General features: G+C 66.9%; 18 protein-coding genes. 16 read left to right on the top strand and 2 right to left on the bottom strand.

Annotated features, from left to right (window positions below):
• The first annotated feature begins 4 nt into the window (after positions 1–4).
• From ABQ039_RS06735 to ABQ039_RS06660, 16 genes are all read left to right on the top strand, one after another.
• Positions 5–3595 (top strand): M1 family aminopeptidase, encoded by a 3591-nt coding sequence (locus ABQ039_RS06735; RefSeq protein WP_184610988.1) that lies wholly within the window; start codon positions 5–7, stop codon positions 3593–3595.
• A 105-nt stretch (positions 3596–3700) separates the two neighbouring features.
• The gene (locus ABQ039_RS06730) at positions 3701–4150 is read left to right on the top strand and encodes a DUF2147 domain-containing protein (protein ID WP_016904108.1); all 450 of its coding nucleotides are present in this window, start codon (positions 3701–3703) and stop codon (positions 4148–4150) included.
• Between the two features lie 252 nt (positions 4151–4402).
• The gene (gene metG, locus ABQ039_RS06725) at positions 4403–6490 is read left to right on the top strand and encodes a methionine--tRNA ligase (protein ID WP_349778466.1); all 2088 of its coding nucleotides are present in this window, start codon (positions 4403–4405) and stop codon (positions 6488–6490) included.
• A gap of 191 nt (positions 6491–6681) precedes the next feature.
• A complete protein-coding gene (locus ABQ039_RS06720; RefSeq protein ID WP_349778465.1) occupies positions 6682–7272 on the top strand; it encodes an HAD family hydrolase in 591 nt (196 codons plus the stop codon).
• Between the two features lies 1 nt (position 7273).
• Positions 7274–7705: an Rnf electron transport complex subunit RnfB gene (gene rnfB, locus ABQ039_RS06715; protein WP_349778464.1), complete on the top strand. Its 432-nt coding sequence runs from the start codon at positions 7274–7276 to the stop codon at positions 7703–7705.
• Positions 7706–7900: 195 nt separating this feature from the next.
• Positions 7901–8689, top strand: a complete 789-nt coding sequence (locus tag ABQ039_RS06710; protein WP_349778463.1) for a hypothetical protein — start codon at positions 7901–7903, stop codon at positions 8687–8689.
• A gap of 85 nt (positions 8690–8774) precedes the next feature.
• Positions 8775–9143: a DUF4345 family protein gene (locus ABQ039_RS06705; protein ID WP_349778462.1), complete on the top strand. Its 369-nt coding sequence runs from the start codon at positions 8775–8777 to the stop codon at positions 9141–9143.
• A 58-nt stretch (positions 9144–9201) separates the two neighbouring features.
• Positions 9202–9765, top strand: coding sequence for a sigma-70 family RNA polymerase sigma factor (locus ABQ039_RS06700; protein WP_179464795.1), 564 nt, complete (start codon positions 9202–9204; stop codon positions 9763–9765).
• The gene (locus ABQ039_RS06695; RefSeq protein ID WP_184610991.1) at positions 9762–10604 is read left to right on the top strand and encodes an anti-sigma factor domain-containing protein; all 843 of its coding nucleotides are present in this window, start codon (positions 9762–9764) and stop codon (positions 10602–10604) included. Before ABQ039_RS06700 ends, ABQ039_RS06695 begins: the two co-directional genes overlap by 4 nt.
• Positions 10605–10827: 223 nt before the next feature.
• Positions 10828–11826, top strand: coding sequence for a fatty acid desaturase (locus tag ABQ039_RS06690; RefSeq protein ID WP_184610993.1), 999 nt, complete (start codon positions 10828–10830; stop codon positions 11824–11826).
• A complete protein-coding gene (locus ABQ039_RS06685) occupies positions 11823–13073 on the top strand; it encodes an NAD(P)/FAD-dependent oxidoreductase (RefSeq protein WP_102254520.1) in 1251 nt (416 codons plus the stop codon). Before ABQ039_RS06690 ends, ABQ039_RS06685 begins: the two co-directional genes overlap by 4 nt.
• Positions 13073–13978, top strand: coding sequence for a DUF1365 domain-containing protein (locus tag ABQ039_RS06680; RefSeq protein ID WP_184611246.1), 906 nt, complete (start codon positions 13073–13075; stop codon positions 13976–13978). The genes ABQ039_RS06685 and ABQ039_RS06680 overlap by 1 nt, the downstream gene beginning before the upstream one ends.
• On the top strand, positions 13975–15270 hold the full coding sequence (locus tag ABQ039_RS06675) for a cyclopropane-fatty-acyl-phospholipid synthase family protein (protein WP_039514269.1): 1296 nt from the start codon (positions 13975–13977) through the stop codon (positions 15268–15270). Before ABQ039_RS06680 ends, ABQ039_RS06675 begins: the two co-directional genes overlap by 4 nt.
• Positions 15267–15812 (top strand): DUF2878 domain-containing protein, encoded by a 546-nt coding sequence (locus tag ABQ039_RS06670; RefSeq protein WP_102252368.1) that lies wholly within the window; start codon positions 15267–15269, stop codon positions 15810–15812. Before ABQ039_RS06675 ends, ABQ039_RS06670 begins: the two co-directional genes overlap by 4 nt.
• Positions 15809–16591: a DUF1295 domain-containing protein gene (locus tag ABQ039_RS06665; protein ID WP_184610995.1), complete on the top strand. Its 783-nt coding sequence runs from the start codon at positions 15809–15811 to the stop codon at positions 16589–16591. The genes ABQ039_RS06670 and ABQ039_RS06665 overlap by 4 nt, the downstream gene beginning before the upstream one ends.
• Before the next feature lie 17 nt (positions 16592–16608).
• Entirely contained in the window at positions 16609–17679 is a 1071-nt protein-coding gene (locus tag ABQ039_RS06660) for a cyclopropane-fatty-acyl-phospholipid synthase family protein (RefSeq protein ID WP_184610997.1), read from the top strand.
• 228 nt (positions 17680–17907) lie between these two features.
• Here the strand turns inward: ABQ039_RS06660 and ABQ039_RS06655 are convergent, their stop codons facing one another.
• Together ABQ039_RS06655 and ABQ039_RS06650 are read right to left on the bottom strand one after the other, a co-directional pair.
• On the bottom strand, positions 17908–18255 hold the full coding sequence (locus tag ABQ039_RS06655) for a RidA family protein (RefSeq protein WP_024940520.1): 348 nt from the start codon (positions 18253–18255) through the stop codon (positions 17908–17910).
• 11 nt (positions 18256–18266) lie between these two features.
• A complete protein-coding gene (locus ABQ039_RS06650) occupies positions 18267–18974 on the bottom strand; it encodes a DUF998 domain-containing protein (protein WP_184611000.1) in 708 nt (235 codons plus the stop codon).
• Between the last annotated feature and the right edge of the window lie 153 nt (positions 18975–19127).

Here is a 19127-nt window from a genome sequence, read left to right as displayed (position 1 = left end):
GGCGATGATCATGGCGTTCCTGCGCTTCGAGCTGCGCGAACAACTGCGCTCGCCCTTGCTGTGGCTGCTGGCCGCGCTGTACGCGTTGCTGGCGTTTGCCGCGCTGTCCAGCGATGCGGTGCAGATCGGCGGCGGCATCGGCAACGTGCTGCGCAATGCGCCTACGGTGATCGCCACGCTACTGGGGCTTTTCAGCCTGCTTGGCCTGCTGGTGATCACCCTGTTCGTCAGCAATGCCCTGCTGCGCGACTTTGACCTGGGCACTGCCGAGCTGGTGTTTTCCACACCGATACGGCGGCGCGACTACCTGCTCGGCCGCATCGGTGCTGCACTGATCGCCGGCATGCTGATGTATGTGGTGATCGCGCTGGGCATGTTCGCCGCGCAGTTCATGCCGTGGATCGATCAGGCGCGGCTCGGGCCGGTCGCGGTGCTGCCCTATCTGTGGTCGCTGCTGGTGCTGGTGCTGCCCAACCTGCTGTTCACCACCGCGCTGCTGTCGGTGCTGGCGGTGACCACGCGCAGCATCCTGTGGGTCTACATCGGCGTGATCGTGTTCTTCGTGCTTTACGGCGTGAGCCGTGCGCTGATGGCCGACCTGGACAATGTGTGGATTGCCACGCTGGCCGACCCGCTCGGCATTCGCGCGCTATCGCAGACGCTGCGCTACTGGTCGGTGGAACAGCGCAACCACCAGCTACCGCCGCTGACCGGCTACCTGCTCGCCAATCGCGCGGTGTGGCTGGGCATGAGCGGTGTGTTGTTTGCCGCCACCTTCGCGCTGTTCCGTACCGAGCGCAGCGGGACGCGGCGGCGCCGTGGTGTGGCGTCGGTTACGCCCGCTGATGCACCTCCCGCCAGCGCGCGCGTCGGCACGACACGCCTGACGGTCACCCCGCGCTTCGGCGCGGCCACTGCATGGCGGCAACTGCTGCGCCAGATCCGCTTCGACACGCTGGGCGTGCTGCGCAGCGCGCCGTTCGTGGTGCTGCTGATGCTGGGCCTGGCCAACTTCATTCCGACCGCGCTGTTCAAAGCGCGCTATTACGGCACTGCCGTGCTGCCGGTGACCTCGTTGATGCTGGAGGCGCTGCAGAACAGCTACAGCTTTCTGCTGATCATCGTGGTGCTGTTCTATGCCGGCGAGCTGGTGTGGAAGGAGCGCAGCAACCGCATCGACGGCATCACCGACGCGATGCCGGTCCCCGATTGGGTGCCGCTGCTCGGCAAGTTCGTCGCCTTGCTGGCGGTGATCGCCAGCTTCCAGGCCGCCGGTGCGTTGACCTCGATCGCGCTGCAGCTGGGCCGTGGCTATACCAGCATCGAGCCGCTGCTGTATCTCAAGACGCTGGCGCTGGGCTCGGTGCTGTACGTGCTGATGGGCGGCATGGCGCTGGCGCTGCAGGTGCTGAGCAACAACAAGTTCGTCGGCTATGCGCTGCTGATGCTGGTGTTGATCGGGCAATCGGTGCTGTCGATGCTCGACTACACCCAGAACCTCTACACCTTCGGCGGTTGGCCCAACGCGCCGTATTCTGACATGAACGGCTACGGGCACTTCCTGCCCGGCCAGTTGTGGTTCCAGGGCTATTGGGGCGTGTGCCTGCTGGCGCTGCTCCTGCTGTCCTCGGCGTTCTGGCCGCGCGGCGTGGGCCATGACCTGCGCCAGCGCGTGCGGCTGGCGTTACGGCGCCTGCGCAGCCCGACCGGTGCGGCCCTGGCGATCACCCTGCTCGGCTTCGCGGCGATCGGCGGCTGGCTGTACTGGAACACCAACGTCTACAACAGCTTCCTGTCGCCGGAACAACAGCTGGACCTGCAGGCACGCTACGAGCGCGATTACCGCAAGTACAAGGATCTGCCGCAGCCGCGCATCGTCGCCGTCGACAACCACGTCGACCTGCATCCGGAAACCCAGTCGGTCGTGGTCGATGCCACCTGGACGGTGCGCAACACCCACCCCACACCGATCAGCGAAGTGCACATCGGCATGCAGGGCCGCACTGGCGACCGCAGCCTGGTCAAGGTGGATCTGGGCGGGCAGACGCTGACCACGCACGACATCCCGGCCGGCTATCGCGTCTACCGCCTGCAGACACCGCTGCAACCCGGGCAGGAGCGCGTGTTCCGCTTCCGCGTGGACCAGCACCCGCACGGCCTCACCGCCGAGCAGGCGCAAACCGAACTGGTCGCCAACGGCAGCTTCTTCAACACCACCCGGCTGCCCTGGTTCGGCTACAACACGCAGGCCGAGATCAGCGACCGCAACGAGCGCCGCAAGCGCGGCCTGGGCGAACCCACCCGCATGCCCAAGCTCGAAGACCAGGCCGCGCGCGCCAACACCTACGTCAGCAACGATGCCGACTGGCTCGCTTTCGCCAGCACCGTCTGCACCGCGCCGGACCAGATCGCGCTGGCGCCGGGCTATCTGCAACAGGAATTCCAACGCAATGGCAGGCGCTGCTTCCGCTACGTGATGGATCGCCCCATGCTCAATTTCTACGCCTACCTGTCGGCACGCTGGGAAGTGCGCAAGGCGCGTTACAAGAACATCCCGATCGAGATCTATTACGACCCCAAGCATCCGTACAACGTGCAGCGCATGATCGAGAGCGTGCAGAAATCGCTGGCCTATTACGAAGCCAACTTCAGCCCGTATCAGCATCATCAGGTGCGCATCATCGAGTTCCCCGGCTACGCGCGGTTTGCGCAGTCGTTCGCCAATACCATTCCCTACTCCGAGTCGATCGGCTTCATCGCCGACCTGCGCGACAAGGACGACATCGACTACGTGTTCTATGTCACCGCGCACGAAGTGGCGCACCAGTGGTGGGCGCACCAGGTGATCGGTGCGAACGTGCAGGGCGCCACCCTGCTGTCCGAATCGCTGGCGCAGTATTCGGCGTTGATGGTGATGGAGCGCGAGTACGGACGCGCGCATATGCGCCGTTTCCTCCGCTACGAGCTGGATCGCTACCTGGAAGGCCGTGGTGGCGAAACCATCGAGGAGTTGCCGCTGTATCGGGTGGAGGATCAGCAATACATCCACTACCGCAAGGGCTCGCTGGCGTTCTATCGGCTGCGCGAGGATATCGGTGAGCAGGCGCTCAATCGCGCATTGCAGCGCTTTCTGGCGGCCAAGGCGTTTCAACAGCCGCCTTACACCACCTCGGCCGAGCTGCTGCAGGCCATTCGCGCCGAGGCACGCCCGGACCAGCAAGGGCTGATCACCGACCTGTTCGAGAAGATCACCTTCTACGACAACCGCGTGGTCAGCGCGCAGGCACGCAAACGCCCCGATGGCCGCTTCGAGGTGACCGTGCAAGCGCAGGCGGCCAAGCTGCAGGCCGATGGCAAGGGCAAGGAGCATGCAGTGCCGCTGGACGACTGGATCGAAGTGGCGATCTACGGCGCTCCGGCCGGCAAGGATACGCAAGCGCCGGTGCTGGCCTTGCAACGGCAGCACGTCACCAGCGCCGCGCCCAGTTTCAGCATGACCGTGGACCGCCTGCCGGTCGAAGCCGGCTTCGATCCGGACAACAAGCTGATCGACCGCGTGCCGGCGGACAACCGCAGGCAGGTGACGCTGCAGTAGCCGAATGAACGCATTCCGCAGCGCGTCTTTCCGCCACCATACTCCACGGTATACATTCCGGTCAGGCCGTCGACGGCGGCCATAGCAATCCCTGGGAGGGGACACATGCGCAAGACCTTCAAGACCCTGATGCTGGCCCTGCCGCTGGCCGCCGCCTCGCTGCTGGCCCAGGCCGCCGATTCGCCGGTGGGCCGCTGGAAGACCATCGACGACGAGACCGGCAAGCCCAAGTCGGTGGTGCAGATCGAACAGCTCGGCAACGGCACGCTGAGCGGCAAGGTGGTCGACATCCTGCAGTCCAACCACGGGCCCAACCCGACCTGCGACAAGTGCGATGGCGCGCTCAAGGGCAAGCCGATCAAGGGCATGACCATCCTGTGGGGCCTCAAGCCGGACGGCACCGCGGTGTGGAGCGGCGGCTCGGTGCTCGACCCGGCCAAGGGCAAGACCTACAAGGCCAAGGTCACCCTGACCGATGGCGGCAAGAAGCTGCAGATGCGCGGCTATGTGGGCATCGAGGCGTTGGGCCGGACCCAGACCTGGATTCGCGAGTAGCTGAGATTGGGGAGTCGGGAGTCGGGATTCGCAAAAGCGGGCGCCCTTCGGGCGCCTTTTTTGTGCGTCGGCGCATTTCTGGGGGCTTGTCCTATTGGGCGGGATCGTCCGCTGCTGCCGCAGCGACGGCCAAGGCCGCGCGTCTGGACCGGCACGCGGCCTGATCCTGCTTTGACGAATCCCCAATCTCCCAGCCCCAATCCCTGCTCTCGACTAATGCGATAATCGGCTGTCCCCCGCATTACGCCTGCCATGACCCGCACCGCACTCGTCACCACCGCCCTGCCCTACGCCAACGGGCCGCTGCATCTTGGCCATCTGGTCGGCTATATCCAGGCCGACATCTGGGTGCGCGCGCGCCGGCTGCGCGGCGACAAGACCTGGTTCGTCTGCGCCGACGACACCCACGGCACGCCGATCATGCTCGCCGCTGAAAAGGCCGGGGTCACTCCGGAAGCCTTCATCGCCAACATCCAGGCCAGCCATGAACGCGATTTCGCCGCGTTCGGGGTGACCTTCGATCATTACGATTCGACCAATTCGCCGGTCAATCGCGCGCTCACCGAGGCCTTCTACACAAAGCTCGAGGCCGCCGGTCACATCAGCCGCCGCTCGGTGGCGCAGTTCTACGACCCGGCCAAGGGCATGTTCCTGCCGGATCGCTACATCAAGGGCATCTGCCCCAACTGCGGCAGCGCCGACCAGTACGGCGACAACTGCGAGGTCTGCGGCGCCACCTACGCGCCGACCGAGCTGAAGGAGCCCAAATCGGTGATCTCCGGCGCCACGCCCGAACTGCGCGACTCGGAGCATTTCTTCTTCGAAGTGGGCCATTTCGACGGATTTTTGCGCGAGTGGCTGGCCGGCGATGTGGCGCTGCCCGGGGTCAAGGCCAAGCTCAAGGAATGGCTGGACACCGAAGGCGGCCTGCGCGCCTGGGACATCTCGCGCGATGCGCCGTATTTCGGCTTCCAGATTCCCGGCCAGCCGGGCAAGTATTTCTACGTGTGGCTGGACGCGCCGATCGGCTACCTGTGCAGCTTCAAGACGCTGTGCGCGCAGATGGGCGAAGACTTCGATGCGCATCTGGTGGCCGGCACGCAGACCGAGCTGCATCACTTCATCGGCAAGGACATCGTCAATTTCCACGGCCTGTTCTGGCCGGCGGTGCTGCACGGCACCGGCCATCGCGCGCCGACCCGGCTGCACGTCAACGGCTACCTCACCGTGGACGGCGCCAAGATGTCCAAGTCGCGCGGCACCTTTGTGATGGCGCGGACCTTCCTGGACGTGGGCCTGGAACCGGAGGCGCTGCGCTACTACTTCGCGGCCAAGTCGTCCGGCGGCGTGGACGACCTGGACCTCAACCTGGGCGATTTCATCGCGCGGGTGAATGCGGATCTGGTCGGCAAGTTCGTCAACCTGGCCAGCCGCTGCGCCGGCTTTATCGGCAAGCGCTTCGACGGCAAGCTGGCCGACGCCCTGCCCGACCCGGCGCAATACGACCGCTTCGTCGCCGCGCTGGCGCCGATCCGCGAGGCCTACGAGCGCAACGATGCGGCCAGCGCGATCCGCCAGACCATGGCGCTGGCCGACGAGGCCAACAAGTACATCGACGACACCAAGCCGTGGGTGATCGCCAAGCAGGACGGCGCCGATGCGCAACTGCAATCGGTATGCACGCAGGGCCTGAACCTGTTCCGGATCCTGGTGGCCGCGCTCAAGCCGATCCTGCCGCGCACCTGTGCCGAGGCCGAAGCCTTCCTGTCGGCACCGATGACCAGCTGGGAAGACGTCGCCCGCCCGCTGACCACCCACGTGATCCAGCCCTACACCGCCCTGTTCACCCGTATCGACCCCAAACTGATCGACGCCATGACCGACGCTTCAAAAGACACCATGGCCGCACCTGCGGCACCCGCTGTCACTACCGCCAAGCCCGCCCCGTCCAAGGCCGAGACGACGCCGGCGGCCGTTTCCAACCCCCAATCCCCAACCGCCACTCCCAGCCTCATCGGTATCGACGATTTCGCCAAGCTCGACCTGCGCATCGGCAAGGTGCTGGTGTGCGAATTCGTGGAAGGCTCAGACAAGCTGCTGCGCTTCGAACTGGATGCCGGCGAACTGGGCAAGCGCCAGATCTTCTCGGGCATCCGCGCCAGCTATGGCGAACCGGAAGCGCTGGTCGGCCGCAGCGTGGTGTTCATCGCCAACCTGGCCCCGCGCAAGATGCGCTTCGGCATCAGCGAAGGCATGATCCTGTCGGCCGGCTTCGACGGCGGCGCGCTGGCACTGCTGGACGCCGATGGTGGTGCGCAGCCGGGGATGCCGGTGCGGTGAAGCGGAATCGGGAATCGGGAATCGGGAATCGGGATTTGTAAAAGCCGGAGCTGATTGTTGAGGGAGACCTGACACGCGTGCCTGGCCCGACCGCTCATCCGCCCCTGCGGGACACCTTCTCCCGAGGGGAGAAGGAACAGACACCACGCTTCCAACCAATCCCCACTCCCAAATCCCCAATCCCCGCCCCCATGCACCTGGCCCTGTTCGACTTCGACCACACCATCACCACCTGCGACAGCTATGCGCGCTTCCTGCGCAAGGTGGCAACGCCTGCGCAGCTGGCGACAGCGAAGTGGCAGGCCGGTCCGTGGGTGTTCGGCTATCGGGTCGGGCTGGTCTCCGCACACGCATTGCGTGCGCGCGTCACGCGCCTGGTCTTCAGTGGTCGCTCGCTGGATGAGATGGCCGCCCATGGGGCTGACCATGCACGCAACGCATTGCCCGGGATGTTGCGCGCCGAGATGATGCGACGCATCGACTGGCATCAAGCACAGGGGCATGAGGTCGTGCTGGTGTCGGCATCGCTGGACCTGTATCTGCAGCCGTGGTGCGCCCAGCATGGCCTGTCGTTGATCTGCAACAAGCTGGAACACCACGCCGGCGTGCTGAGCGGTCGCTATGCAGACGGCGATTGCGGCCCGCACAAGGCCGCACAGATCCGCCTGCGCTACGACCTGTCGCACTACGCATGCGTCCACGCCTACGGCGACAGCCGCGAGGACAAGCCGATGCTGGTGCTGGCGCAGCAGCGCTGGTATCGCGGCAACCTGCTGCACTGACATGCACATCGCAACGCCCGCCTCATCGCCCGATCTGGTCGAACGCCTCGACCGCCTGCTGCCGCAGACCCAGTGCGGCCAGTGCGGCTACGACGGCTGTCGCCCGTATGCGCACGCCATGGCCAACGGCCAGGCCGATGTCGATCACTGCCCGCCCGGCGGCGACGCCGGGGCACGCGCGTTGGCGCACGTGCTGCAGCGTCCTGCACGCCCGTACGACCGCAGCCGTGGCAGCCACATGCCGCCGCAGGTGGCCTGGATCGTGGAGGCCGACTGCATCGGCTGCACCAAATGCATCCAGGCCTGCCCGGTGGACGCCATCGTCGGCGGCGCCAAGCACATGCATACGGTGATCGCCGCGCTGTGCACCGGTTGCGAGCTGTGCCTGCCGGCCTGCCCGGTGGACTGCATCGCGCTGCACCCAGGCAGCTGAGCGGCTGGCGAGGCGGCATGCCGCGTCAAACGCAACGCCTGCCAGCGTTGCGCGCATCTCACCGCGACGCGATCCCTGACCAACGGCACCGGCCGCCAACGACGCCCTGTTTGTCAGGAACGTCCTGACGCGTCCGGCGCATCCGTGCTGCGGATGCGCTCGTATTGGTAGGCACTCCCATCGAGGAATCCGCCGATGCGCCCACTCGCCGCCGCCGTTGCCGCGCTCGCCACCGTCTGCCGGCCGATTCCGCCGTTGTTGCTGCTGGTGCTGGGCGGCCTGCCGCTGAGTGCGGCTGCGGTCACCCGCGTGGATGGCGATGCCTTCGATGGCGACAGCGGCGCGTTGCGCTATCGCGAGTCGCACTGGCTGCTCGACGATGGCGGACGCGTGGTGCTGTATCGCTGCCCGGATGGGCGCCCGTTCGCGCGCAAGCAGGTCGATGGCGGCGGCAGCTCGCCCGACTTCAGCCTGATCGACGGCCGCGACGGCTATCGCCAGGGCGTGCGGCAACGCAACGGCGCGCGCGAGATGTTCCAGCAGGAGCCCGGCAAGGCCGAGCAGCGCACGCCATTGCCGGCCGACGACGGCCCGCGCGTGATCGATGCCGGCTTCGATGCCTACCTGCGCAACAACTGGGAGGCGCTCGCCAGCGCGCCGCAACGCGTGGACTTCGTGCTGCCCAGCCTGCAACGCCAGTTGGCGTTTCGTGTCGAGCGTATCGGCGATACCGGCGGCGAGCGGCGGTTTCGCTTGAGCCTGGATGCATGGTACGGCGCGGCGGTGCCCTCGCTCGAAGTGCGTTATGCCATCGCCGACAAGCGCCTGCTGCAGTTCCGTGGCGTGGGCAACCTGCGCGACGCGCGTGGCCGCTATCCGCACGTACGCATCGTTTTTCCGGACACCGCTGCGCGTGCCGTCGGCGCCGATGAACTGCGCCAGGCGCGCGAGCAGCCGCTGGCCAAGAGCTGCAGCGCCCCGTGAACCAGACACCTGCCATCTTCACGTTCGACCACACGCGGTTGCGTACAACGGCCCGGTTACTTCTTCCCCATACAGGACCATCGCCATGGCCAAGGCCTACCTCTGGATCAACGCAGTGCTCTACGTCGTCCTGGCAATCTGGTGCACGCTCTCGCCGGCCAAGACCGCCAATGCCGTGGGTTACACCCAGCTCTCGCCGGCCGGGCAATCGGAATACCTGGTCATCTATGGCGGCCTGCAGCTGGGCATGGCGTTCCTGTTCTGCTACTTCGCCTGGATCGATCAACCGCGCACCGGCCTGCTGGTCGCACTCGCGTTCTACGTGCCGATCGTGCTGTTCCGCAGCGTCTCGCTGGCGCGCCTGTGGCCGGTCTCCGCACCCACGGTGGCATTGGCAGGCGTCGAGATCCTGCTGCTGCTCGCGGCAGTGCTGCTGTGGTTTCAGCGCAAGTGAAGGACAGCGTCAGCACAGTCCGGTAGCATCGCCCCCACCTCAGACAACGCCCGACCGCATGAGTGCCATCCCTGGCCACGACGACGATGAAACCGGACGACTGCTGACCGCAACCGCGGGCGGCGACCGGCATGCCTTCGAAGCGCTGTACCGGCAGACCTCGCCGAAACTGTTCGGGGTCTGCCTGCGCATGATCCCGCAACGTGCCGAAGCCGAAGAGGTGCTGCAGGACGTGTTCACGCTGATCTGGCACAAGGCCGGGCAGTTCGATCCCGCCCGTGCACGCGGGCTCACCTGGCTGGCGATGATCGCGCGCAACAAGGCCATCGATCATCTGCGCGCCAATGCACCGCAACGCCGCAACGTGGCGCTGGACGATGCCGGCGAACTGCGCGCCGGCGATGTCTCGCCGCTGGAGCGCACCGAGCGCGCCAGCACGCGTCGCCGCATCGACCATTGCCTGGCCGAGCTGGAGCCGCCGCGCAGCGAATTGATCCGCACCGCGTTCTTCGATGGCATTACCTATGAAGAGCTCGCCGCGCGCACCGACACACCGATCGGCACGGTCAAGAGCTGGATCCGCCGCGGCCTGGCCAAACTCAAGGCATGTCTGGAACGATGAGCACGCCCTTTCCCATTGACCAGGAACCGCCGCGCGACGTGCTGGCCGGCGAATACGTGCTGGGCCTGCTCAGTGCCGACCAGCGCCTGGCTGCCGAACAACGCGTCGCCACCGACGGCCAGTTCGCCCAGGCGGTGACGCAGTGGCAGGAACATCTGGCGCCGTTGCTGGACGAGATCGCCGCAGTGACGCCGCCCGGCCAGGTCTGGGCACGCATCCGCCAGACGCTGGGCTTGGATACGCCGTTGCATTCGGTGGCCTCCGCGCCATCGGCAGCGCCGCCGTCAGGCACGCCAAAGCCAACGGTGTGGAACAGCGTGCGGTTCTGGCGCTGGGCAAGCGCCGCTGGCCTGGCCACTGCCGCGGTCTGCGTGCTGGCGCTGCTGAACCTGCGCACGCCGCCGGCAGCGGTGCAGCCGCCGCCGGGCACCGGCCCGGTGGTACAGACACCGGTGACGCCGCCTGCAACCACCACCGCGCCGGCGACCGGCATCGCGATGGCCTCCACGCTGGCCACCGAAGACGGCCGCCCGGGCTATGTCGCCTTGATGGATGCTGACAAGCACACCATCACGGTGACGCCGCTGGATCGCACCGCCACCGCCGACAAGGTGCCCGAGCTGTGGCTGATCACGCCGGACGGCAAGGCCCATTCGATGGGTACCTTCGACGACCAGCGGGCACGCCGCGCGCAGATTCCCGATCAGCTGATGCCCATGCTCAGCAACGAGGCCATCCTGGCCGTCACGCTGGAGCCGCCAGGCGGCGCACCGGGCGGCATTGCCACCGGGACCGTGGTGGCCAAGGGCGGCATCAGCACACTGGCAATGGCGCCCTGATCCGGCGCGCCTGACGCCGCCTGCGACCACGTCGCAGGCGGCTTCCGAGCAACAGCCTCATCCGCCTCAACCCTGGCGTGCGCCGTTGAATGTGTGCGCAATTGCGCGATTCGTTCGCACCGGCACGCCAAGCGCGCGCACGCATGCGACGATCAAACCGGCTGGTGCATCTGTTTGCCGGCGGCGTCCGTAAAGGGTCACGACTACACACGGAGAACCACGCGTGCCGAGTACTGGCTTTGACCCACATGCCGCGCCGCCGCAGCCTGCCGACACCCGCCGTTTCGGGTGGCTCGCAGCACGCACCGGCAGCCTGCGTCGTTGGGTGGATTCGCAAACCGACGAGCCGCTGGACGAGGCACGCGCAGACCGCATCGACTGGCTGCGCGCCCTGCCCTTCATCGCGCTGCACCTGGCCTGCCTGGCGGTGTTCTGGGTCGGTGCGTCCTGGTTCGCGGTCGGCATGGCGGTGGCTTTGTACGCGCTACGCATGTTCGCGCTGACCGGGTTCTATCACCGCTACTTCTCGCACCGCGCGTTCAAGACCTCGCGCGTGCTGCAGTTCCTGTTCGCGGCCATCGGCGCCACCTGCGTGCAGCGCGGGCCGCTGTGGTGGGCCGCGCATCATCGCAACCATCACCGCCATACCGACACCGGCCGCGATCCGCATTCGCCGGCGCAGCACGGCTTCTGGTGGAGCCACACCGGCTGGTTCCTGACCCCGCGCAACTTCCGTACCGATTGGGAGGTCATCCCCGACCTGCGTCGCTTTGCCGAGCTGCGCTTCCTGGACCGCTTCGACATCGTGATGCCGGTGCTGCTGGCGACCGGGCTGTACCTGCTCGGCGACTGGCTGGCGGTTGCCGCGCCCGCGTTGAAGACCACCGGTGCGCAGCTGCTGGTGTGGGGCTTTGTGATCTCCACCGTGGCCTTGTTCCATGCCACCTTCACCATCAATTCGCTGGCGCACCGCTTCGGCAGCCGGCGCTTCGACACCCGCGACGACAGCCGCAACAACTGGCTGCTGGCATTGCTCACCTTCGGCGAAGGCTGGCACAACAACCACCACTTCTTTCCCGGCTCCGCGCGTCAGGGCCTGCGCTGGTGGGAGTACGACGTCACCTGGTACGGGCTCACCGCGATGTCGTGGGTGGGCCTGGTGTGGGACCTCAAGCCGATGCCGAAATCGCTCACCCAGCGTGCCGAGCGGGTGAGCCGATGAGCGAGGGCAGGATTGCCGTGGTCGGCAGCGGGATCGCCGGCCTGGGCGCAGCGTGGCTGTTGTCGCGCCGCTACGAGGTCACCTTGTTCGAGGCCGCCGATTATCTGGGCGGGCATACGCATACGCACGACATCCAGCTGGACGGCCAGCGCTATGCGGTGGACAGCGGCTTCATCGTGTTCAACCCGCAGCACTATCCGCTGCTCACGCGCATGTTCGCCGAGCTGGACGTGGCCGCGCAGCCGACCACGATGAGCTTCTCGGTGCACGATGCGCGCAGCGGGCTCGAATACAACGCCGGCAGCCTGGGCGGGCTGTTCTGCCAGCGCAGCAACCTGCTCAGCCCGCGCTTCTGGGGCATGCTGGCCGACCTGCGCCGCTTCTACCGGCAGGCACCGGCGGTGCTGCACAGCGAGGAGCGCTTCAGCACGCTGGGCGCGTATCTGCAGCGGCATGGGTACTCTGACGCGTTTCGCGACCAGCATCTGGTGCCGATGGCCTCGGCATTGTGGTCATCGCCCTCGCAACGCATCCTCGAATTCCCGATGGGCCAGCTGATCGGCTTCATGGCCAATCACCACATGCTGCAGCTCAGCGGGCGTCCGCAATGGCAGGTGGTGCGCGGCGGCTCCAACAGCTACGTGCGGGCGCTGCGTCGGCGCTGGCAGGTGCTCGAGCGCCTGTCCACGCCGGTGCATGCGATCCGGCGCGCGCCCAACGGCGTGGTGCTCAGCTCCCTGCGTGGCGAGGAGCACTTCGACAACGTGGTGCTGGCCTGCCATGCCGACGATGCCCTGGCCTTGCTCAGCGATGCCACAGCGGCCGAGCAGCAGATCCTGGGCGGCATCACCTACCAGGACAACGACACCGTCCTGCACACCGACGCCAGCGTGCTGCCGCGCGACCGCCGCGCCTGGGCAGCGTGGAATGCGCATGTGCCGGCCGACCCGCAAGCGCCGTGCACGGTCAGTTACTGGATGAACGCGCTGCAGTCGATCAAAGCGCCGCAGCCGTTCATCGTCAGTCTCAATCGCGACCACGACATCGCCCCGGACAAGGTGCTGCGGCGCATGCGCTACCGCCACCCGGTGCAGAACGCCGCCGCGCTCGCCGCGCAGACGCGCAAGGCCGAGATCCAGGGCCTGCAGCACACCTGGTTTGCCGGCGCGGCATGGGGCTTCGGCTTTCACGAAGACGGCCTGCGCAGCGGCGTGGAAGTGGCCCGTGGCCTGGGAGTGGACTGGTGATGCAGCTGCTGCGCGAAGCCAGCCCCGATGCGGTACCGCTGCCTCCGGGCGAGGACAGCGGTGCCGGCAGCGTGGCGGGCACACTGCGCAGCGCGATCTACACCGGCTGGGTGCGGCACCGTCGGTTCGCGCCCAGGGCGCTGGCGTTCCGCTATCGGCTGTTCCTGATGTACCTGGATCTGTCCGAGCTCGATGCGGTGTTTGCGCGGCGTTGGCTGTGGTCGGTGGGACGCGCCAACCTGGCGCAGTTCCGGCGCAGCGATTATCTCGGCGACCCACAGGTTCCGCTGGACCAGGCCGTGCGCGATTGCGTGCAGACCCAGACCGGCGAGCGCCCCGATGGCGCGATCCGTCTGCTCACGCATCTGCGCTACTTCGGCCATGTGTTCAATCCGGTCAGCTTCTACTACTGCTTCGATCGCCACGGTGGCCTGCGCTGGATCGTTGCAGAAATCACCAATACGCCCTGGCAGCAGCGCCACACCTACGTGCTGCCGGTCGCGCAGGCGCGCACGCATCGCGACGTGCATGCCTGGCGCTTCGACAAGCGCTTCCACGTCTCGCCGTTCATGGGCATGCAGCATCAGTACGACTGGCGTTTCAGCGTGCCGGATGCACAATTGCGCGTGCATATGCAGGTGCTGGATGCACCCGGCGGCGATACGCCGGCCGCTCATCCTGACGCCGGTGGCGCAGGCAGCGAGCGCGGCACGCGCCGCTTCGATGCCACCCTGGTCCTGCAACGCCAGCCGCTCAACGCACGCACCCTGGCGCGCACGCTGCTGGCCTACCCCTTGATGACCGTGCAGGTGGTGCTAGCCATCCACTGGCAGGCCCTGCGCCTGTGGCTGCACGGCAACCCCGTCCACGATCACCCTCATCCGCCTGTGCGAGAACCCCGATGAACGCCACGTCCCTGCCCGACACCGCTGCGCCGCGCGCGGCCTCCTGGACGGACCGCCTGTTGCGCAAGCGCCTTCTGGCCACGCTCGGCGAGCTGCGCGATGGACAGCTGCAGCTGCACGAAGCCGATGGCGTCACCACCCTCGGCAACGCCAGTGGTGCGGATGCGCTGCAGATGCAGTTGCGCGTCATCGACCCCGGCTTCTATCGCCAGGCCGCGCTCAACGGCAGCGTCGGTGCCGGCGAGTCGTACATGGACGGGCAATGGCAGTGCGACGATCTGGTCGCATTGATGCGCCTGCTGCTGCGCAATCGCGAGCGTCTGGATGCGATGGAGACCGGTACCGCGCGGCTGGGCGGCTGGGCGATGCGCAGCCTGCATGCGTTCGCACGCAATACCCGCAGCGGCAGCCGGCGCAACATCGCCGCGCATTACGATCTGGGCAACCCGCTGTTCCGCCTGTTCCTGGACGAGAACCTGATGTATTCCTCGGCGATCTTCGTCGAGGGCGAAGAAGCCCAGGGCGAGGCCGCACTGGAGCGCGCAGCCACACGCAAGCTGGAACGCATCTGCCAGAAGCTGCGGCTCGGCCCGCAACACCATGTGGTGGAAATCGGCACCGGCTGGGGCGGCTTTGCGCTGCACGCCGCCCGCGAGCATGGCTGCCGCGTCACCACCACCACCATCTCGCGCGAGCAGTTCGAACTGGCGACCCAGCGCATCGCCGCGGCCGGCCTGAGCGACCGGGTCAGCGTGTTGTTGCGCGACTATCGCGATCTGGACGGGCGCTACGACCGGGTGGTGTCGATCGAGATGATCGAGGCGATCGGCCATCAGTATCTGGACACCTACTTCGCCAAGGTCGGCAGCCTGCTGGCCGACGATGGCGAGGCGCTGATCCAGGCCATCACCATCGAAGACCATCGCTATGCGCAGGCGTTGCGCTCGGTGGACTTCATCAAGCGGCACATCTTCCCCGGCAGCTTCATTCCGTCGGTGGCGGCGATGACCGGCGCGATCGCACGCGCCAGCGACCTGCGCCTGTTCAACCTGGAAGACATCGGACCGAGCTATGCGTTGACGCTGCGCGCCTGGCGGCAGCGCTTCATGGCGCAGCTGCCGCAGGTGCGCGCGCTCGGCTATGACGAGCGTTTCATCCGCATGTGGGAGTTCTATCTGGCCTATTGCGAAGCCGGTTTCCTGGAACGCTCGATCGGCGATGTGCATCTATGGCTGAGCAAGCCGGGCGCACGCCCGCCGCAGTTCGTGCCTGGCCTTCCCGTTGACGCATGAAGCAGCTCGGCAACTATCTGGGCCTGCAGGTGCTGTGGCTGGTGGCCGTCAGCGCCGCTGCGCACGCGCGTGTCTGGCCCACCCTGCTGGTGCTGGCGCTGTTCGCGCTGTATCAGCTATGGCCGTCGCGGCGTGCGCCGGGCGATCTGCAATTGCTGGTCGCCGCGCTGTCACTGGGCTTGCTGCTGGACACCACGCTGGCCGCCGCAGGCTGGGTGCGTTATGCCGCGCCGTGGCCGGGCACCCTGCTGGCGCCGGCCTGGATCCTGGCGTTGTGGCTGGGCTTTGCGCTCACGCTCAATCATTCGCTGGCGTCGGTGATGCAGCGGCCGTGGCTGGCGGTGCTGCTGGGCGCGATCTTCGGGCCGTTTTCGTACTGGTTGGCGCAACGCAGCTGGCAGGCAGTGCAATTCCAGCCGCCGCAGCTGCATGCGGCGGTCGCGGTCGGCATCGGATGGGGCGTGGCCTGCGGTCTGTTGTCGCTGTATGCACGCCGCCTCGCGCGACCATCGCCTGAACACCTGAGGGGAGAACTGCAATGAATGCCTGGCCGCTGCTGCATGTGGGCGTGTTTGCGAGCGTGGTGATGGTGATCGGCTGGCTGTGGCAACGCCGCAGCGGCAATGCCGGCCCGGTCGACGTGCTGTGGGCCGCGTGCCTGGCGGTGGCGGCGCCGTATTGCGCGTGGATGTCCGATGGCGCGCTGCTGCCGCGCGTGCTGGTCGGCGTGCTCGGCGGTGTCTGGGGCGCGCGCCTGGCGTTGCATCTGGGCGTGCGCGTGTTCGGCGACCCGCACGAAGATGGCCGTTATCGCACCCTGCGCGAGCACTGGAACGGCGACCAACGCAAATTCCTGGGCTTCTTCCTGGCGCAGGCGGTGGTCGTGGTGCTGTTCTGTGTGCCGTTTCTGGCCGCTGCCAGCAACCCGACTCCGGCCTGGAGCGTATGGAGCACGCTGGCGATTGCGGTGTGGTTGATCGCGGTCGGTGGCGAAGCCCTGGCCGACCGGCAACTGTCTGCGCACAAGGCCAACCCGGCCAATCGCGGCGTCACCTGCCGCAGCGGATTGTGGCGGTATTCGCGCCATCCCAATTACTTCTTCGAGTTCGTGCACTGGTTCGCCTATCTGGCGCTGGCCGTCGGTGCCGGGCCGTGGCCGCTTGCCCTGGCTGCGCTCGGGCCGGTGGTGATGTTCGTATTCCTGTATCGCTTTACCGGCATTCCCTACACCGAGCAGCAGGCGCTGCGCTCGCGTGGTGAGGACTACGCGCAATACCAGCGCAGCACCAGCGCATTTTTCCCACTTCCCCCTTCGTCCTGAGTCGCCTGGAGAGTCGTATGTCCACTGTCACCGTCCCGCCCTCCTCGCTGCCCGAAGAATCCTTCGCCACCCGGCTGGCCGAATCCGGCGTGCTCCCCGACGCCGCACTGCGTTACGGCATCCGCCGGCTGTGTGCGCAACGTCTGCGCGATGAGCGTACCGGCGGTGCCGACGCCAGCGGCGAGCGCCAACGCGCCTTCATCGACAGCCTGCGTGCCAGCGCCATCGCGATCGAAACCGATGCCGCCAATCGCCAGCACTACGAATTGCCGCCGCAGTTCTTCACCCTGTGCCTGGGCCGCCGGCTCAAGTACAGCAGCTGCTACTGGGACGCCACCACGCCGGATCTGGATGCGGCCGAAGAACGCATGCTGGCGCTGTACGGTGAGCGCGCCGAACTGGCCGACGGCCAACGCATTCTGGAGCTGGGCTGCGGTTGGGGCTCGCTGACCTTGTGGATGGCCGAGCGCTATCCCGGCGCCACCATCACCGCGGTGTCCAACTCGCGTCCGCAGCGCGCGCACATCCTGGAGCAGTGCCGGGTGCGCGGATTGAGCAACGTGCAGGTCATCACCGCCGACGTCAACGCGCTGGCGCTGCCGCCGGGCAACTTCGACCGCGTGGTGTCGGTGGAGATGTTCGAACACATGCGCAACTACCGCGAGCTGCTGGCGCGCGTCGGCAGCTGGCTGGCGCCAGGTGGCAAGCTGTTCGTGCATATCTTCTGCCACCGCGACCTGGCCTACCCGTTCGAAGTGGCCGGCGAAGACAACTGGATGGGACGGCATTTCTTCACCGGCGGGCTGATGCCGGCGGTCGATACCCTGCTGCATTTCCAGCAGGACGTGGTCATCGAACAGCGCTGGGTGCTATCGGGCGAGCATTACGAAAAAACCGCCAACGCCTGGCTGGAAAACCAGGACCGCCACCGCGAGCAGATCATGCCGCTACTGCGGCAGACCTATGGCGACGATGCGCAGCGCTGGTGGCAGCGCTGGCGGATGTTCTGGCTGGCCTGCGCCGAGCTGTTCGGTTACGACCAGGGCCGCGAATGGGGCGTGGCGCATTACCGCTTCGTCAAACGCTGATTACGCACGCGCGCGCATCGAAACGACGAGGCGGCCCGCGTGAGTGAAGCGCGACATGTCGGCGCTCCACTCATGGGGTGCGCCGACAAGCGCGCTGGCGATCCTGCCAAGCAAACGTGTGAGCGGTTCTTCGGCGCTGTCGTCCACCAACGCTGCGCTGCATGTCCGAGCGCATACGCGCAGATGACGCGACGTCGGCGCGCGATCGAGCCGCGCGCCGCGCTGCGATCAGCTCGCCGCAGCGGTGATCACGATTTCAACCTTCCATTCCGGCCGCGCCAGTCTGGCTTCGACCGTGGCCCGCGCCGGGGTGAAGCCGTGCGGCACCCATTCGTCCCAGGCCTTGTTCATCCCGTCGAAATCGGCGATGTCGGCCAGGAAGATTTCCGCACGCAGGATCTTGGTCTTGTCGCTGGCCGCCTGCGCGAGCAGCCGGTCGATTTCGCCCAGCACCTGACGGGTCTGCCCGGTGATGTCTTGGCTGGTGTCTTCGGCAATCTGGCCTGCCAGGTAGCACACGCCGCCATGGACGGTCATTTCCGACATCCGCGGACCCGCATCGAATCGCTGCAGCATTTTCAGACTTCCTACGGTTGATTGACCCGGGCATTGTCCCGCGAATGCGGCAAACGTGCAGCCCCGGCGCGCACGTGCTGCGCCAACCACGCCCCCACCCGCACCATCCAGGCCACGATCAACACGATGGCGCTCTTCTGGCTGATGCCCAACGGCGCGCCGGTGACCGTGACGTGGAACAGCAACACCGCAAATGCGCACAGCCCCAGGCCGAACGCGGTGGCGAAGTGGCGTTGCCACATCCGGTCGCGGCGGAAGTACCAGGACTGCAGCAATACCGCCGCGATCACGCACAGAAACGTCATGTCGGCCGAGAGCAGGTGCACCGGCACGGCCGCGTCGGGCGCGAGCTCCGGCATCCAGCTATCGCCGATCGACACCATGCACAGGCCCACCGCCGCCGCCCAGAACAGCCCCACCACGGCGCGGCTGCGCGCGGGCGGTGCAAGTGCCGCATGCAGGCCCAGCGCCATCCACGCCATCGCCGCAGCCAGCACGCAATAGGCCGTGCGCAGCAGCAGGCCGTAGGCACCGTGCAGATACGCGCTCAGCTGTGCGTCGATCCAGTCCAGATCGCCGCGCAGCGATTGCAGCAGCAGGATCAAGGCGATGAAGGCCAGGCCCATGCAGGCGGCGACTGCGCCGGCCTGCCCGGCCCAGCGTGGCGGGCAGGCCGACCCGGGTGGCATCACAGTGCCGCTGTTGTGTTGATCTTCCATCAGCAGCCTGTCTGTGTTGCAACGGTCATCGTGTCCATGTCGGTCTCCTGCGGCACGCGGGCGCGGCGATGCCCTATGATGCGCGCGGCCGTCCTGAGCCGACACCTGTCGGCGCGACCGAACCCTGCGTTCACCTCATTCGGCATCCGTGCG

The sequence above is a fragment of the Xanthomonas sp. WHRI 6108 genome, assembly GCF_040202385.2.
GTDB lineage: Bacteria > Pseudomonadota > Gammaproteobacteria > Xanthomonadales > Xanthomonadaceae > Xanthomonas > Xanthomonas arboricola.
Note: the sequence above shows the minus strand (reverse complement) of the source record. Positions and strands in the feature narration are given on the sequence as shown.

Coding starts and splice junctions, on each gene's coding strand:
- ABQ039_RS06665 (WP_184610995.1), top strand. CDS start 15,809: ATGAATGCCTGGCCGCTGCTGCATGTGGGCGTGTTTGCGAGCGTGGTG.
- ABQ039_RS06700 (WP_179464795.1), top strand. CDS start 9,202: ATGAGTGCCATCCCTGGCCACGACGACGATGAAACCGGACGACTGCTG.
- ABQ039_RS06660 (WP_184610997.1), top strand. CDS start 16,609: ATGTCCACTGTCACCGTCCCGCCCTCCTCGCTGCCCGAAGAATCCTTC.
- ABQ039_RS06710 (WP_349778463.1), top strand. CDS start 7,901: ATGCGCCCACTCGCCGCCGCCGTTGCCGCGCTCGCCACCGTCTGCCGG.
- ABQ039_RS06675 (WP_039514269.1), top strand. CDS start 13,975: ATGAACGCCACGTCCCTGCCCGACACCGCTGCGCCGCGCGCGGCCTCC.
- ABQ039_RS06735 (WP_184610988.1), top strand. CDS start 5: ATGATCATGGCGTTCCTGCGCTTCGAGCTGCGCGAACAACTGCGCTCG.
- ABQ039_RS06685 (WP_102254520.1), top strand. CDS start 11,823: ATGAGCGAGGGCAGGATTGCCGTGGTCGGCAGCGGGATCGCCGGCCTG.
- ABQ039_RS06670 (WP_102252368.1), top strand. CDS start 15,267: ATGAAGCAGCTCGGCAACTATCTGGGCCTGCAGGTGCTGTGGCTGGTG.
- ABQ039_RS06650 (WP_184611000.1), bottom strand. CDS start 18,974: ATGGAAGATCAACACAACAGCGGCACTGTGATGCCACCCGGGTCGGCC.
- metG (WP_349778466.1), top strand. CDS start 4,403: ATGACCCGCACCGCACTCGTCACCACCGCCCTGCCCTACGCCAACGGG.
- ABQ039_RS06705 (WP_349778462.1), top strand. CDS start 8,775: ATGGCCAAGGCCTACCTCTGGATCAACGCAGTGCTCTACGTCGTCCTG.
- ABQ039_RS06695 (WP_184610991.1), top strand. CDS start 9,762: ATGAGCACGCCCTTTCCCATTGACCAGGAACCGCCGCGCGACGTGCTG.
- rnfB (WP_349778464.1), top strand. CDS start 7,274: ATGCACATCGCAACGCCCGCCTCATCGCCCGATCTGGTCGAACGCCTC.
- ABQ039_RS06655 (WP_024940520.1), bottom strand. CDS start 18,255: ATGCTGCAGCGATTCGATGCGGGTCCGCGGATGTCGGAAATGACCGTC.
- ABQ039_RS06680 (WP_184611246.1), top strand. CDS start 13,073: ATGCAGCTGCTGCGCGAAGCCAGCCCCGATGCGGTACCGCTGCCTCCG.
- ABQ039_RS06720 (WP_349778465.1), top strand. CDS start 6,682: ATGCACCTGGCCCTGTTCGACTTCGACCACACCATCACCACCTGCGAC.
- ABQ039_RS06730 (WP_016904108.1), top strand. CDS start 3,701: ATGCGCAAGACCTTCAAGACCCTGATGCTGGCCCTGCCGCTGGCCGCC.